Source organism: Variovorax sp. Root473, assembly GCF_001426505.1.
Lineage (GTDB): Bacteria > Pseudomonadota > Gammaproteobacteria > Burkholderiales > Burkholderiaceae_C > Variovorax.
In genome coordinates this window covers 205,097-220,154 of sequence record NZ_LMEV01000014.1, presented here as the reverse complement: position 1 = coordinate 220,154, position 15,058 = coordinate 205,097, and the positions used below count along the sequence as shown (strand labels likewise).

General features: G+C 69.1%; 13 protein-coding genes and 2 pseudogenes. 2 read left to right on the top strand and 13 right to left on the bottom strand.

The features are described from left to right. From ASD34_RS08930 to ASD34_RS08885, 11 genes and pseudogenes are all read right to left on the bottom strand, one after another. Positions 1-376 (bottom strand): annotated as a pseudogene (locus tag ASD34_RS08930) (electron transfer flavoprotein subunit beta/FixA family protein); the annotation flags it as partial. Between the two features lies 1 nt (position 377). Beyond that, positions 378-511 (bottom strand): annotated as a pseudogene (locus ASD34_RS28135) (electron transfer flavoprotein subunit beta/FixA family protein); the annotation flags it as partial. 43 nt (positions 512-554) lie between these two features. After that, positions 555-1,553: a Bug family tripartite tricarboxylate transporter substrate binding protein gene (locus ASD34_RS08925; RefSeq protein WP_056575875.1), complete on the bottom strand. Its 999-nt coding sequence runs from the start codon at positions 1,551-1,553 to the stop codon at positions 555-557. A gap of 56 nt (positions 1,554-1,609) precedes the next feature. Beyond that, entirely contained in the window at positions 1,610-3,547 is a 1,938-nt protein-coding gene (locus ASD34_RS08920; RefSeq protein ID WP_056575873.1) for an acyl-CoA synthetase, read from the bottom strand. A gap of 46 nt (positions 3,548-3,593) precedes the next feature. After that, on the bottom strand, positions 3,594-4,592 hold the full coding sequence (locus ASD34_RS08915; RefSeq protein ID WP_056575871.1) for a Bug family tripartite tricarboxylate transporter substrate binding protein: 999 nt from the start codon (positions 4,590-4,592) through the stop codon (positions 3,594-3,596). A 32-nt stretch (positions 4,593-4,624) separates the two neighbouring features. Next, positions 4,625-5,833 (bottom strand): CaiB/BaiF CoA transferase family protein, encoded by a 1,209-nt coding sequence (locus ASD34_RS08910; RefSeq protein WP_056575869.1) that lies wholly within the window; start codon positions 5,831-5,833, stop codon positions 4,625-4,627. Between the two features lie 76 nt (positions 5,834-5,909). Beyond that, entirely contained in the window at positions 5,910-6,725 is an 816-nt protein-coding gene (locus ASD34_RS08905; RefSeq protein ID WP_056575867.1) for an oxepin-CoA hydrolase, alternative type, read from the bottom strand. Next, a complete protein-coding gene (locus ASD34_RS08900; RefSeq protein WP_056575865.1) occupies positions 6,722-7,864 on the bottom strand; it encodes an acyl-CoA dehydrogenase family protein in 1,143 nt (380 codons plus the stop codon). The genes ASD34_RS08905 and ASD34_RS08900 overlap by 4 nt, the downstream gene beginning before the upstream one ends. Before the next feature lie 11 nt (positions 7,865-7,875). After that, a complete protein-coding gene (locus ASD34_RS08895; RefSeq protein ID WP_056575863.1) occupies positions 7,876-9,084 on the bottom strand; it encodes an acyl-CoA dehydrogenase family protein in 1,209 nt (402 codons plus the stop codon). An 18-nt stretch (positions 9,085-9,102) separates the two neighbouring features. Then, on the bottom strand, positions 9,103-10,293 hold the full coding sequence (locus tag ASD34_RS08890) for an acetyl-CoA C-acyltransferase (protein ID WP_056575861.1): 1,191 nt from the start codon (positions 10,291-10,293) through the stop codon (positions 9,103-9,105). Between the two features lie 31 nt (positions 10,294-10,324). Beyond that, the gene (locus tag ASD34_RS08885; RefSeq protein ID WP_056575859.1) at positions 10,325-12,460 is read right to left on the bottom strand and encodes a 3-hydroxyacyl-CoA dehydrogenase NAD-binding domain-containing protein; all 2,136 of its coding nucleotides are present in this window, start codon (positions 12,458-12,460) and stop codon (positions 10,325-10,327) included. Between the two features lie 155 nt (positions 12,461-12,615). Between ASD34_RS08885 and ASD34_RS08880 the strand changes: the two genes are divergently transcribed. Continuing rightward, positions 12,616-13,530, top strand: coding sequence for a LysR family transcriptional regulator (locus ASD34_RS08880; RefSeq protein WP_056575857.1), 915 nt, complete (start codon positions 12,616-12,618; stop codon positions 13,528-13,530). Here the strand turns inward: ASD34_RS08880 and ASD34_RS08875 are convergent. Together ASD34_RS08875 and ASD34_RS08870 are read right to left on the bottom strand one after the other, a co-directional pair. Continuing rightward, positions 13,515-13,757: a hypothetical protein gene (locus ASD34_RS08875; protein ID WP_056575855.1), complete on the bottom strand. Its 243-nt coding sequence runs from the start codon at positions 13,755-13,757 to the stop codon at positions 13,515-13,517. The two genes, ASD34_RS08880 and ASD34_RS08875, sit on opposite strands and share 16 nt — an antisense overlap. A 54-nt stretch (positions 13,758-13,811) precedes the next feature. Further along, positions 13,812-14,144: a Rieske (2Fe-2S) protein gene (locus tag ASD34_RS08870; RefSeq protein ID WP_056575853.1), complete on the bottom strand. Its 333-nt coding sequence runs from the start codon at positions 14,142-14,144 to the stop codon at positions 13,812-13,814. A gap of 164 nt (positions 14,145-14,308) precedes the next feature. Here ASD34_RS08870 and ASD34_RS08865 point away from each other — a divergent pair, with 164 nt between their 5' ends. Further along, entirely contained in the window at positions 14,309-15,058 is a 750-nt protein-coding gene (locus ASD34_RS08865; RefSeq protein ID WP_056575850.1) for a peptidoglycan-binding protein, read from the top strand.

Genomic DNA, 15,058 nt, shown 5'->3' with positions numbered 1-15,058 from the left:
CGTCACATAGCGCGGCTCGTTCAGGCGCAGGTCGGTCGTGATGACCGCGGGCAGCGTGAGCGTCAGGGTTTCCATGCCGCCGTCGACTTCGCGTGCGACGGTGACCTTGTCGGCTGCGAGATCGACCTTCGAGGCAAAGGTGGCTTGCGGCAGGTCGGCCAAGGCAGCCAGCATCTGGCCGGTCTGGTTGGCGTCGTCGTCGATGGCTTGCTTGCCCAGGATGATGAGAGACGGCTGTTCCTTGTCGACCAGTGCCTTGAGCAGCTTGGCCACGGCCAGGGGCTGCAGCTCTTCGGTGGTCTCGACCAGGATGCCGCGGTCGGCGCCGATGGCCATCGCGGTGCGCAGGGTTTCCTGGCACTTGGCATCGCCGCACNTCTTCGACAGCGATCTCGTCGAAGGGGTTCATGCTCATCTTGACGTTGGCAATGTCCACCCCGCTACCGTCGCTCTTGACGCGCACCTTCACGTTGTAATCGACGACCCGTTTGACAGGCACCAGAACTTTCATGGCTGTTCCTCTTGAATGACAAAAAAGAAAAGGGAAAAAGGGGTTACTCGAGCTTGGCGCCCGATTGCTTGATGAGGCGCTCCCACACGGGACGTTCCTGCTTCCAGGCCGCGGCAAAGAGCTCGGGCGAGCTGTCCTTGATCTCGAAGCCCATGGCCGCCACGCGCTCGCGCACGTCGGGCTGCTGCGTGGCCTTGCGCACCTCGTCGGCGATGCGATCGACGATGGCCTTGGGCGTCTTGGCGGGCGCGGCAATGGCGAGCCAGCCGGTCACGCGGTAGGCCTCGTCCTTCAGGCCTTGCTCGGCCATCGTGGGCACGTTGGGCAGCGTGCTCATGCGGCGCTCGCCAGTCACGGCAATGGCCTTGAGCTTGCCCGCGTCGATGTGCGGCTTGGCCGCGAGCGCGCTGGCGTAGGCCATCTGGATCTGGCCGCCGATCAGGTCTTGCACCATCGGCGCCTCACCCTTGTAGGCGACGTGGTTCATGTCGGCCTGCTGCGTGAGGCTCATGTGCGCGCCGGCCAGGTGGGGGTAGGCACCCACGCCGTACGAACCGTAGGCGACCTTGCCCTTGTGCGCGACGACGTACTTCTGCAGTTCGGACCCGGTCTTCGCGGTCACGCTCGGGTGCACCACGAGCACCAGCGGCGCCATCGCGATCTGGTAGACCAGCGTGAGGTCGCGCTGCGTGTCGTAGGGCAGCTTGTCGTAGAGGAACTCGTTGGTCATGAGCGAGTTGCTCAGCGACAGCACGATGGTGTAGCCGTCGGGTGCGGCCTTGGCGACCATGTCGGTGCCAATGATGCCGGCCGCGCCGGGCTTGTTGTCGACCACGAGGGGCTGGCCCATGCTCGCCGACATCTTCTGGCCCAGCACGCGCGCCAGCACGTCGGTCGCACCGCCGGCCTGGAAGGGCACGATGAGGCGGATCGGCTTGTTCGGGTAGGGCGCCTGCGCATGCGCGGGGGCCAGCGCGAACAGCGCGGCGGTCGATGCGGCGGCGCACAGCAGGGCGCGGCGGGTCGAGGGTTGATGGGTCATGGGTTGTCTCCCGTTCGGTTTCAGAAAATCGTGTCGAAGAAGAAGCAGCAAGTCGGTCACTTCAGCGCGATGCGCGTCTTGAAGGGCAGAGGCTCCAGGGCCTTCTGCAGCCGATCCTGCAATGCAGCGGCTTGTGCGCCTGCTGCGGCGGCGTCGATCTGCACATGCACGAGGCTTTCGCCTTCCGTGGTCACTGAAGGCCGTGCCGCATCGCTCAGGCCGAGTGCCGTGCAGACCTCGGCGACCGTGGCCGCCACCACCTGCCGCGCGGCCATCGCGCGCAGCTCGGGCTTGTAGATCTTGCCGACATTGGTCATCGGCATCGTGGTGATCACCGACACCCACTTGGGGCGGGCCGGCGCTTCGTCGACGCGCGCGGAGGTGAAGGCCAGCAGCTCATCCTCGGTGGCCGAGGCGCCTGGCACCAGCGTCGCGAAGATCACGGGCAGTTCGCCCGCGTAGGCGTCGGGGGCGCCCACGGCGGCGCACAGCTGCACGGCCGGGTGCGCGCCCAGCGCGTCCTCGATGGTCTTGGGGTCGATGTTGTGGCCGCTGCGGATGATCAGGTCCTTCGAGCGGCCCGTGAGGTGCAGGCGCTCTTCGGCGTCCATCCAGCCCAGGTCGCCGGTCGCGAGCCAGCCGTCGGCGGTGAAGGCCCTGGCGTTGTCGGCCGGATCGACGAAGCCCGAGAACACGTTGGGCGACTTGAACAGCACCATGCCGGTCTCGCCGGGCGCCACCTCGCGGTCGCTCGCGTTGCCGTTCTCGTCGAGCGCGACGATGCGCACCTGCGCGTACGGCAGGCGGAAGCCGACGCAGCCTGCGGGGCCGACCACGCCGGGCGGCGTGATGGTCGAGATGCCGGCCATCTCCGTCATGCCCAGGCTCTCGTGCACGTGCAGGCCGAACAGGCGTTCGAAGCGCGCGGCCAGTTCGGGTGCGAGCACGGCGGCGCCGGTGCGGCAGTAGGTGATGGACGAGATGTCGGCGCCGTCCAGCGGCACATTGGCCAGCGCGGCGAGCACCGTGGGCACGGCCGACAGTGAGGTGGGGCGGTACTTCTCGACCAGCTTCCAGTAGTTGGCCAGCACCTCCTTGTTGCGCAGCAGCGAGGGCGTCGGAATGATCACCTCCACGCCCGCCGACAGCGACGAGAGCGAGGCCGGCAGCACGCCCGCCACATGGAACAGCGGGTAGCCGTTGATCGAGATGCCCTGCTCGTTCATGCCCGCGAGTTGCACGCTGGCCCAGGCGGTGAACACCTGCGCGCCGTGGCTGTGGCGCGCGAGCTTGGGCGCGCCCGTGGTGCCGCCGGTGTGGAAGTAGGCGGCGATGTCGGTGGGGGCGATGTCGCGGCCGCTCACGAGGCGGTCGCTCGGTTGCGCGGCGCGCAGCACGTCGAACTCGGCCACGCCCTCGGGCAGCGTGCCGGCCGCGCCGGGCGCTTCGTCGTGCGGCGCCACGCGCAGCACGGTGGTCAGCGTGGGCACCTGGCCGCGCAGGCGCATCGCCTTCGACCACATGCCCGATTCGCTGTCCGAGCCGTAGGCGATCAGCACCTTGGCGCGTGCCGCGGTCATCAGCGCGACCAGCTTCTCGTCGGTCAGCAGCGGGTTCAGCGGCTGCACGATGCCGGCCGCCTCGCCACCCCAGAGCGCCAGGTGGTACTCGAGGCAGCCGGGCAGCAGCACCGCGACCGCATCCTGCGGCCCCACGCCCAGCGTGTGCAGCAGGTTGGCGGTCTGGTGGATGCGCGCGAGCAGCTCGGCGTACGACCAGCGGATGGGCTCGTCCGCCGGGTTGCCGCTGCGCAGGAAGGTCAGCGCGGTCTTGTCGCCGAAGGCCGCGCCGGAATTGCAAAAGAGCTCGTAGGTGCTGCGCACCGTGAGCGCTTCGGCGAGCGGCGTTTCCTCGAGCGCGCGGATATCGGCCAGCCCGCGCACCGGAAACCGGGGGCGGAAGGGTGCGTGGCTCTTGTCGTTCTCTGTCGTCATGTCTTGCCTCCTGTCGTGTCCCCGATCGGGCGCGTGGCCCGGGCTCTTACTGGTTCGTGATCTTGTTGTCGCGAATCACCTTGCCCCAGCGCTCGAAGTCCTGGCGCATGCGCGTGGCGGTCTGCTCCGGCGTGCCGTAGGCGGCGAAGGAGCCCACGCTCTGCAGCTTGTCCTGCACTTCCTTGTCGGCCAGCGCCTTCTTCAGCTCGGCGCTCATGCGGTCGACGACGTCCTTCGGCGTGCCGGCCGGTGCCAGCAGGCCGCCCCACGAGGTGGCGTCGAAGCCGGGGAAGCCCTGCTCGGCCACGGTCTTCACGTCGGGCAGCAGGCTCACGCGCTTGCCGGAGCCCACGGCGATCGGGCGCAGCGTGCCGGCGCGGATGTGCGGGATCACGGCCACGAGGTCGGAGAACATCGCCGGCACCTGGCCGCCGATGAGGTCGGTCACGGCCGGCGCGCTGCCGCGGTAGGGCACGTGCTGCATCTCGAACTTGCCGATGTTCTTCAGCTGCTCGGTCGTCAGATGGCCGAAGCTGCCCGCGCCGGCGGTCGTGTAGTTGAGCTTGCCGCCGTCTGCCTTGGCCTTGGCGATGAGGTCCTGCAGACCGTTCACGCCGGGCAGGGCCTTGGGGTTCACCACCATCACGATCGGCAGGTCGTACACGATGCCCACGGGCGTGAAGTTCTTGAAGATGTCGTAGGGCACGGTGCCGTACAGGTGCGAGGCCAGCAGCGTCGGTGTGGCCAGCATCACGAAGGTGTAGCCGTCGGGTGCGGCCTTGGCAGCGAAGGCCGCGCCGATGGTGCCCGAGGCGCCGCTGCGGTTGTCGACCAGGATGTTCTGCTTGAGCGACAGCGACATCTTCTGCGCCACGATGCGCGAGGCCACGTCGGTCGGGCCGCCGGGCGGGAAGGGCACGACCAGCGTGATCGGCTTGGTCGGCCAGGCCTGGGCGAAGGCGCTGCCGGCCAGGAGGGGGAGGGCCAGCGCGATCAGGGCGCGGCGAACAGGATTGCGAGGGGTACGGAAAGACGGAAAGGCCATGGACTTCTCTTCAGGGTGCGGGCGTTGCCTACTTAGACGACGCCGTTCGTTTTCAGCGCTGCCAGCTTTTCATCCGACAGGCCGAGCAGGGACTTCAGCACGTCGTGCGTGCCTTCGCCCAAAGTGGGCGGCGCGCTGCGCACGGGCAGGCGCTCGCCATCGAAACGGTAGGGGGGCGCCAGCACATGGACTTCGCCGGCCACCGGGTGAGGCTGCCTGGTCACCAGGCCGGCGTCGGTGGCGCGCGGGGAGTTCAGCGCCTCCAGCAGGCCCAGCACCTCGCCGCAGGGGATGCCCGAGGCGTTGAGCTTGTCGAGCAGCGCGGCGCGCGGGCGCTTGGCCAGCTCGGCGTGCAACTCGGGCAGCAGCGCGGCGCGGTTGGCCGAGCGCAGGATGTTGGTCTTGAAGCGTTCGTCGGCTGCGAGGTCGGGGCGCTCGATCACCTCGGTGCAGAAGCGCGAGAACTGCGCGTTGTTGCCCACGGTGATCACCAGCGGGCCGTCGGCCGCGTCGAACACGCCGTAGGGCACGATCGACGGGTGCGAGTTGCCGTAGCGCGGCGGGTCTTCGCCCATCAGCAGCGCTTCGAGGCCGTAGTAGGCGGTGATCATCAGGCCGCAGTCGAACAGCGCCATCTCGATGTGGCGGCCCGTGCCGGTCTTCTCGCGCTGGTAGAGCGCGGCCAGCACGGCCTGCGCCGAATACATGCCGGTGAACAGGTCGACGGCGGCCACGCCGAACTTCAGCGGCGGCTGGTTGGCTTCGCCGTTGAGCGCCATCAGGCCGGCCTCGCCCTGCACCACGAGGTCGTAGCCGGGGCGTGCGGCCTCGGGGCCGGTGCGGTCGTAGCCCGAGATCGAGCAGTAGATCAGGCCCGGGTTCTCCTTGCGCAGCTGTTCGTAACCCAGGCCCAGCTTGTCGATGCCGCCGAACTTGAAGTTCTGCAACACCACGTCGCACTGCTTGGCGAGGTCGCGCGCGATCTGCTGGCCTTCGGGCGTCTGCAGGTCGAGGGTGACCGAGCGCTTGTTGCGGTTCACGCTGTTGAAGTAGGCGGTCTCGGTCTTGCCCACGCGCAGGCCCCAGTCGCGCGTGTCGTCGCCGCGGCCCGGGTGCTCGACCTTGATCACCTCGGCGCCCATGTCGGCCAGCACCATGCCGCACCACGGGCCGGCAAGGATGCGGGACAGATCGAGCACGCGAACGCCGGCGAGCGGCAGCGAGGAATTCAGCGAGGGCATGGGAACAACTCCAGGAAAACGAAACACCCCCGCCGCTGTGCATCTGCACACGCAGGCGAGGGAAGGGCGCGGCGCGTCAGGGCGCGTCGGGCTTGGGCGAGCGGCGCAACGCGACGAAGTCGGCCTTGCGCTTGCCGAGGAAGGCACCGATGCCTTCGGCGGCTTCGGCGTCGGCCTGCGACGCCACCATGTAGACCGCTTCGGCCTCGAGTTGTTCCTCGAGCGTGGCGCGATGGGCCTGGCGGCATAGCGATTTGATGCGTGCGCTCGCGCGCTGCGGGCCCGTGGCCACCTTGGCGGCGAGCGCGATGGCCTCGGCCAGTGCGCCGCCCTTGTCGGTCAGGCGGTTCACGGCGCCCATCGCGTGCAGGCGCTCGGCCGTGAGGCGGTCGCCGGTGAGGCACAGCTCGGTGAGCACCTGGCGCGAGACGAACTCCGCGAGGAAAGCCGTGGCGCCGCCGTCGGGCGTGAGGCCGACCTTGACGTAGGCCACCGTGTAGAACGCATCGCGTGCCGACACCAGCATGTCGCAGGCCAGCGCCATCGACAGGCCGGCACCGGCCGCGCCGCCTTCGACTGCCGCGATCACGGGCTTGCCGCAGTCGCGGATCGCGCGGATCAGGTCGTGCAGGCCTTCGAGCTTCTCGCGGCGTTCGGCCTCGGGCAGTTCGCGGCGCTTGGCCAGCAGGTTCAGGTCGCCGCCCGAGCAGAAGAAATCGCCCGCGCCGGTGAAGACGATGGCGCCCACCTCGGGGTCGTTCTGCGCGTCGGTGAGCGCGGCGGAGAGTTCGGCGTACAGCGTGGGCGTGATCGCGTTGCGCGCGGCCGGGTTGCTGTTGGTCAGGATGCGGACGGCGCCTTCCTGCGAGATCAGCACGGTCTTGTCGGTCATGCTGCCAGCTCCTTGCCGAGCGCGATGTAGCGCTGCAGGTGGTGGTCTTCGTCGCCGAGCTGGTGATCGATCATCACGAGGCGCTTGGCGTAGTGGGGCAGCGGCAGCTCCCACGTCATGCCGATGCCGCCGTGCATCTGGATGCTTTCCTCGGCCACCAGTGCGCCGATGCGGCCGATGCTGAACTTGGCGGCCGACAGCGCACGCTCGCGCGCCACGCGGTCGCTGCCGTCGATGGCGGCGGCCGCGTTGATCACGGCCGAGCGGGCCTGTTCGATCTCCAGCAGCAGGTCGGCCATGCGATGTTGCAGGGCCTGGAAGCTGCCGATGAGGAGGCCGAACTGCTTGCGCGTGCGCAGGTACTCCAGCGTGGCGGTCTTGGCGGCTTCCATCGCGCCCAGCGCTTCGGCGCACAGCGCGAGCACGCCGCGGCCGATGGCGCGTTCCAGCGTGGCGGCACCCTGGCCTTCGGCGCCCAGCAGCGCGTCGGCACCGAGCGTCACGCCGTCGAGCGTGAGTTCGGCCACGCGGCCCCCGTCGATCGCGGGGCAGCCGCGCACGGTGAGGCCGGCGGTCTTGGCGGGGACGAGGAACAGGGAGATGCCGGCTTCGTCGTCGACGTTGCCCGAGGCGCGGGCCGACACCAGGAACAGGTCGGCCTGTTCGCCTTGCGGCACCACGGCCTTGGCGCCCTGGAGCACCCAGCCGTCGCCGCTGCGCTCGGCCTGGGTGGCCACGCGCGTGCGTTCGTAATGCGTGTCGGCTTCGTCGTGTGCGAAGGCCGCCACGGTCACGCCGTTGACGATGTCGCCGATCTTCTCTTTCTGCGCGTCGTTGCCAGCGGCGCTGATCGCCTCGCCGACCATCACGGCGCCCAGCAGCGGCTCGACCACGAGGCCGCGGCCCAGTGCCTCGAAGACCACGGCGATGTCGAAGCCGCTGCCGCCGAAGCCGCCGTCGGTCTCGCTGAACAGCGCGCCGATCACGCCGAGCTCGGCGAAGTTCTGGAAGATTTCCTTGCTGAAACCGTGTGCCGACTTCGCGATGCGGTCGCGCGCATCGAAGGCGTACTGCTCGGCGATGAAGCGGTTCAGGCTGTCGGCCAGCATGCGCCGGTCTTCGGAATGTTCGAAGTTCATTGCATGTCTCCTTACAGGCCCAGGATCATCTTGGAGATGATGTTCTTCTGGATTTCGTTCGAGCCGCCGAAGATCGACAGCTTGCGGTTGTTGAAGTAGCGCGAGGCGGCCGCCTTGGCGTAGGCGGGGCCGAAGGTCTCGCCGGTGAAGCCGTCCTGCAGTGCCTCGGCCACGAAGGGGCGGCCGTACACGCCCATGGCGCGGCGCGCGAGCGACGAAATCTCTTGCCGGATCTCGGTGCCGCGAATCTTCAGCATCGAGCTTTCCGCGCCGGGCACGCCGCCGCCGGCCACCGCCGCGATCACGCGCAGGTTGGTGGTCTTCATGTTCTCCAGGTCGATCTCGACGCGCGCCAGGCGTGCCGCGAAGGCCGGGTCTTCGGCGAGCGGCTTGCCGTTCTTGGTCTGCGATGCGGCGATGCCCTTGAGCTGTTCGAGCGCGGCCACCGAGAAGCCCACGCCCGCGATGTTGGTGCGCTCGTAGGTCAGCAGGTACTTGGCGCAGGTCCAGCCCTTGTTCTCTTCGCCCACGAGGTTCTCGGCGGGCACGCGCACGTCGGAGAAGAACACCTCATTGACTTCATGCTCGCCGTCCAGCGTGATGATCGGGCGCACTTCCACGCCGGGCGAGGTCATGTCGACCAGCAGGAAGCTGATGCCTTCCTGTTTCTTCGCCTCGCGGTTGGTGCGCACCAGGCAGAAGATCATGTTGGCGTGCTGGCCCAGCGTGGTCCAGGTCTTCTGGCCGTTCACGATGTAGTGGTCGCCCTGCGCGTCGATGCCGCGCACGGCCGTGGTCTTCACTGCTGCCAGATCGGAGCCCGCGCCGGGTTCCGAGTAGCCCTGGCACCACCAGTCGGCGCCGCTCAGGATGCGCGGCAGCCAGTAGCTCTTTTGCGCTTCGTTGCCGTACTTGATGAGCACCGGGCCCAGCATGTTGACGCCGAAGGGCACGATGCGTGGCGCGAAGGCCAGGGCGCATTCGTTCTCGAAGATGAACTTCTCGACCGCGGTCCAACCCGGGCCGCCGTACTGCTCGGGCCAGTGGTTGGCGAGCCAGCCGCGTTCGTTGAGGACGGCGTGCCATTCCTGCATGTCGGCCTTGTCCAGGATCGCGCCGCCGCGCACCTTGTCGGACAGGCGCGTGGGCAGCTTGGCCGCCAGGAAGGCGCGCACTTCGCTGCGGAAGGCTTCTTCTTCGGTCGTGAAGTTCAGGTCCATCGCGGACTCCTCAATGAATCAGTAAATTTCGAACAGGCCCGCGGCGCCCATGCCGCCGGCGATGCACATCGTGACCACCGCGTACTTCGCGCCGCGGCGCTTGCCTTCGATGAGCACGTGGCCCGTGAGGCGCGCGCCGGTCATGCCGAAGGGGTGGCCGATGGAGATCGCGCCGCCGTTCACGTTCAGGCGCTCCGACGGAATGCCCAGCTTTTCCTGGCAGTAGATCGACTGCGAGGCGAAGGCTTCGTTGAGTTCCCACAGGTCGATGTCCTGCACCTTCAGGCCGTGGCGCGCGAGCAGCTTGGGCACGGCGAAGACCGGGCCGATGCCCATCTCGTCGGGCTCGCAGCCGGCCAGCGCCAGGCCGCGGAAGGCGCCCAGCGGCTTGAGGTTGGCGCGCTCGGCGTCTTTCGCTTCCATCATCACGCAGGCCGAAGCACCGTCGGACAGCTGCGAGGCGTTGCCGGCGGTGATGAACTTGTCGTCGCCCATCACGGGCTTGAGCTTGGCCAGCGCCTCGTAGGTGGTGCCGCGGCGGTTGCAGTTGTCTTCGGTGGCGGTGACTTCGCGGTGGGTGACCTCCTTGGTGTCCTTGTCGGTCACGGCCATCGTGGTGGTGCAGGCCACGATCTCGTCCTTGTAGCGGCCGGCCAGTTGCGCTTCTTCGGTCTTGCGCTGGCTCTCGGCGGAGAAGCGGTCCTGGGCTTCGCGGCTGATGTTGTAGCGCTTGGCGACGATGTCGGCGGTGTCGATCATCGCCATGTACAGCTCGGGCTTGTGCTCGACGATCCACGGGTCCAGGCTGAGATCGCCACCGTCGCCGGGGCTGCGGCCGCGGATCTGCGAGATGCTCTCCACGCCGCCCGCGATCATGGCCGGCGCGCCGTCCACCACGATGCGGCCGGCGGCCATGGCGATCGCCTGCAGGCCCGAGGCGCAGAAGCGGTTCACGGTGGTGCCGGCGATGCTGATGGGCAGGCCCGAGCGGATGATCGACTGGCGCGCGATGTTGCGGCCGGTGGTGCCTTCGGGGTAGCCGCAGCCGAGGATCGCGTCCTCGATCAGGGCCGGGTCCAGGCCCGAGCGCTCGACCGCGGCCTTCACCGCGAACGAGGCCAGCGTGGCGCCGGAGGTGATGTTGAATTCGCCGCGGTGCGCCTTGGTGAGCGGGGTGCGGGCGGTAGAAACGATGACGGCTTCACGCATGGGTTGTCTCCTGGACGGTGGGCTCTGACGGTTACTCGGATTGGTTGAGGCTGGCGAAATCGGCGCCGCGTTCGACCAGCTCCACGAGCAGCGGCGACGGCTTCCAGAAGATCGGGTCTTCCTTCGCGAACTCGCGGATGTCGGCCAGTACCTTGGGCAGGCCCACGGTGTCGGCGTACTTCATGGGGCCGCCGCGGTGGCGCGGGAAGCCGTAGCCATAGAGGAAGGTCACGTCCACGTCGAGCGGGCGCAGCGCGATGCGCTGGAGCACGACATTGGCGCCTTCGTTGACCATGGCGGCCATGTAGCGGCGCATGATTTCTTCTTCGGTGAAGGTGCGCGGCGTGATGCCCGCGCGCACGCGCTCGGCGTCGATGATGGCCAGCACCTCGGGGTCGGGCACGCCGGTGCGCGCGCCTTCGGGGTACAGGTAGTAGCCGCGCTGCGTCTTCTGGCCGAACCAGCCGCGCTCGCAGATGCGGTCGGCCACCTGCACGTAGCGCGCCTGCGGGTCGCGCGTGGCGGCCTTGCGCTTGCGCGTGGCCCAGCCGATGTCGCCGCCGGCCAGGTCGGACACCTGGAACGGGCCCATCGGGTAGCCGAAGTTGCGCACGGCCGCGTCGATGTCGTAGGGCGAGGCGCCGTCTTCCATCATGTGGTCGGCGGCCTGGCGGTACACGGCCAGGATGCGGTTGCCGATGAAGCCGTCGCACACGCCGGCGCGCACGGGCACCTTCTTCAATTTCTTCGCGAGCTCGAAGCCGGTGGCGACCACGTCGGCGCTCACCTTGGCGGGCACCACGATCTCCAGCAGCTTCATGATGTTGGCGGGCGAGAAGAAGTGCAGGCCCACCACGTCCTGCGGGCGCGAGATGCTGGCCGCGATCTCGTCGATGTCCAGGTACGAGGTGTTGGTGGCGAGCACGGCGCCCTTCTTGCACACGCGGTCGAGTTCGGCGAACACGGCCTTCTTGACGCCCATCTCTTCGAACACGGCCTCGACCACGATGTCGACGTTGGCGAACGCGTCGTAGCTGGTCGAGCCCGAGAAGCGCGCCATCACGGCGGCCTTGGCTTCGGGCGTCATGCGGCCCTTGGCGATGAGGCCGTCGTACACCTTCTCGACATTGGCACGGCCGCGCGCGAGCTGGGTGTCGTCGCGCTCGACCATGGTCACGGGCAGGCCCGCGTCGAGCATCGCCACCGCGATGCCCGCGCCCATGGTGCCGCCGCCGACGATGCCGGCCGAGGTCAGCGCGCGCGGGGTGGCCGAGCGCGTCTCGGGGGCCTTCAGCACTTCGCGTTCGGCGAAGAAGGCGTGGATCAGGCCGGCGCGCTGCGGGCTGTCGATGCACTGCAGGAACAGCTGGCGTTCGAGCGCCATGCCTTCGTCGAAGGGCAGCGTGAGCGCGCCTTCGACGGCTTCGATGATCTTCATCGGCGAGAACAGGCCGCGGCTCTTCTTGGCGGTGTCGGCGCGCGCGGCGTCGAGGGCTGCGCGGGCGGCGTCCTTGTCGGCCAGGCCGGTCGCTTCGCGCGTGCGGCGCACCGGGGCGTTGGCGGCGACCCGTTCCTGTGCGTAGGCGAGGCCTTCGGCGCGCGCGTCGGCTTCAGTGCCGAGACGGTCGACGAGGCCGAGCGACAGCGCTTCCTTGGCGCCCGCATGGCGGCCGCTGAGCATCAGTTCGAGTGCGGGCTTCACGCCGATGAGGCGCGGTGCGCGCTGCGTGCCACCCGAGCCGGGCAGCAGGCCCAGCGCCACTTCGGGCAGGCCGAGCTTGGCGGTGGGTGCGGCGAGGCGGTAGTGCGCCGACAGCGCAATCTCCAGCCCGCCGCCGAGCGCGGCGCCGTGGATGGCGGCAATGACCGGCTTGGTGCAGTTCTCGATCTTCAGGCAGACCTCGGGCAGCGAGGGCTGCTGCGGCGCCTGGCCGAACTCGCGGATGTCCGCGCCGGCGATGAAGTTGCGGCCCGCGCCCACGATCAGCACCGCCTTGGCGCCGCTGTCGGCCTCGGCCGCGTCGATGGCGGCGGCCAGGCCGCGGCGTACGTCCACGCCCAGGGCGTTGACGGGCGGGTTGTCGATGGTCACCACGCACACGTCGCCTTGACGCTGGAAGGTGACGGGACCGTTGGACGTGGAAGGGCGGGGAGTGGGGGTGGCCATGTGCGTGTCGCTTGTCTCTTGCTTGCGTGGCAGGCCCCTCGCGAAGTCGAGGGGTCGGGGCTCTGGGGAGCCCTGCATTCTTGGCCGGCATTGCTGCTTTGACAATTGCATAGGTGGTTGACAGACTGTCAAATAATTTTTGACACAATGCACCCATGGACCTGCAATCGCTCACCCTGCTGGTGGAAATCCTTGACGCGGGCAACCTGAGTGCGGCGGCGCGCCGGCTCAAGATGACCCGCGCCAACGTCAGCTACCACCTGAACCAGCTGGAGCGCTCGGTCGGCGCGCAGCTGATCCGGCGCACCACCCGCCGCGCCGAGCCCACCGAGATCGGCCTGCGGCTGTACCAGCACGGCGTGGCCATCCAGACCGAGCTGCTGGCGGCGCGGGAGTCGGTCACCGCGCTGGGCGAGGGCCTGCAGGGCCGCGTGCGCCTGAGCGTGCCCAGCGGCTACGGCCAGCTCGTGATGGCCGACTGGCTCATCGACTTCAAGCGCCAGTACCCCGGCATCGTGCTCGACGTGGTGTTCGAGAACCGCATCGAGGACCTGCTGCGCGACGAGGTCGACATTGCGATCCGCGTGATCCCCGAGCCGCCGCAGAACCTCGTGGCGCGCGAGATGGGGCCGGTGCGCTATGTGGCCTGCGCCACGCGCGCGTATGCCGAGCGCCATCCGCTGCCCGTGCAGCTCGACGCGCTGCGTGCCACGCCGGTGGTCACGGCCGCCGTCATCGGGCGGCAGCTGCGCATCTCGGCCTACCAGGGCGAGACGCGGCGCGAGGTGATCCTGGAGCCGACGCTGATCTCGGAGAACTTTCTGTTCCTGCGCCAGGCCATCCTCGCGGGCCTGGGCGTGGGCCTCGTGCCCGACTACGTGGTGCAGGAAGACGTGCGCCGCGGCGACGTGGTGACCACCTTGGACGACTGGCGCCTGTCGATCTTCGGCACCCAGATGTTCATGCTCTACATGCCGAACCGCCAGCACACGCGGGCGATCCGGACGTTCATCGATTTCATCCTGGCGCGGGTGCGGCCGGAGGACGCTGAGGTTCAGTCGCAGCGGTAGACGACTTCCCCCGCCGGCACGCCCGGTGCCGGCACTTCCGACAGCGTGCTGCTCAGAAAGCGCATCGGTGCGCCGAAGTTGCGGCAGTAGTTCTCGGCGTCCTGCGCGGTGGGCGACTTGAACACGCCATCGGCGAGAAAGGTGACGCGCGGCGCGGGCCGCGAGACGCAGCCCGCGATGACGAACAGGGCCCCAACGAGGACGGAGAAAGCAGCGAATCGGCGCATGGGGCAGGGGGCGGTAAGGTAAGAAGAGGTCGCGACTGTAGCGGCTCGAAGGCTTCAGTCGGCCAGCCACACGCTGCCGTCCGGTGCTTCGCGCAGCGCCAGCGGCGTGAGGCGCGCGCCCCGGCACGGGCCGCCCACGCAGCGCCCGGTGTCGGGCTCGAAGATCGCGCCGTGCCGCGCGCACATCAGGTAGCGGCCGGAGCTCTCGAGGATCTGGCCTTCGAAATCGAGTGGGCCGCCCGCGTGTGGGCATTGGTTCAGGTAGCCGTGCACGGCGCCCTGCCAGCGCACCGCGAAGGCCGGGGCGCCACCGGGCGCGGTGAACAGGGCCGCAAGGCCGCCGTCGGGGAGTTCGGTGGCGATGGGCTGGGCGGTCGGAGCGGTCATGAGCGCGAGCCTACCAAGGTCCGCCACCCGCCGCGAACCCGCGTGTCATCACATGTTCTGGCTATGTCGTCCGGCCAATAGACGCCGCGGGCGCGCCGTTTTCACAATGCACCCGCTCGCATTCCTTCGTCCGTGCGTCCTTGTGTCAAGGGGGATTCCCACCGATGAGCACGCTGAAACAGGGCTGGCGCGGAGCCGATGTCCGCCGCCTGCAGGAAGCCCTGAACCGCAAGCTGCAGCCCAGCCCGGGCCTCGTGCCCGATGGCGACTACGGCCCCGTCACCCGGGCGGCCGTGCTGCGGCTGCAGGCGGCGCATTGGCTGTGCGAAGACGGCGAGGCCGGTCCCTGCACCCGCAACGTGGCCTTCGACAACGAAACCCACGCGCCGCTGCTGCACCCCGTCGCGCTGATCCCGCAGCCCGTGCACGCGCTGTGCTGGGCCGCCGCCACCGCGATGCTCACGCGCGCCACGGTGCAGACCGTGATGGCCCGCACGCCCTCCGAACTCGTCGGCGCCGATGGCGCGTTGCGCCGTCGCGTGGACAACGACCGCCACGCGACGGTCGGTGACGCCGATGACGCGAACGACGACAACCGCCGCTTCGCCGCCGCACACGGCCTCACGCTGCGGCCGCACGGCCCGTGGACCGTCGCCGCGCTGCGCACCGCGTTGCACGCGGGGCCGCTGATGTTCGACCTGCGCTGGGGCGCCAGGGGCGGCGCGCTCGCCGGCCAGCCGGGCCACATGGTCGTGCTCGTGGGCATCCGCGGTGACAACGACCCCGGTGGGGGCGGCACCACGCTGCGCGTGTTCGACCCCTGGCCGCCAGGCCGCGGCGCACGCTGCTCGATCAGCCATGTGCGCTGGATGCAGGCCGTGGCCGACCGCGTCTGCGGGGTGTTCCAGCGGTAG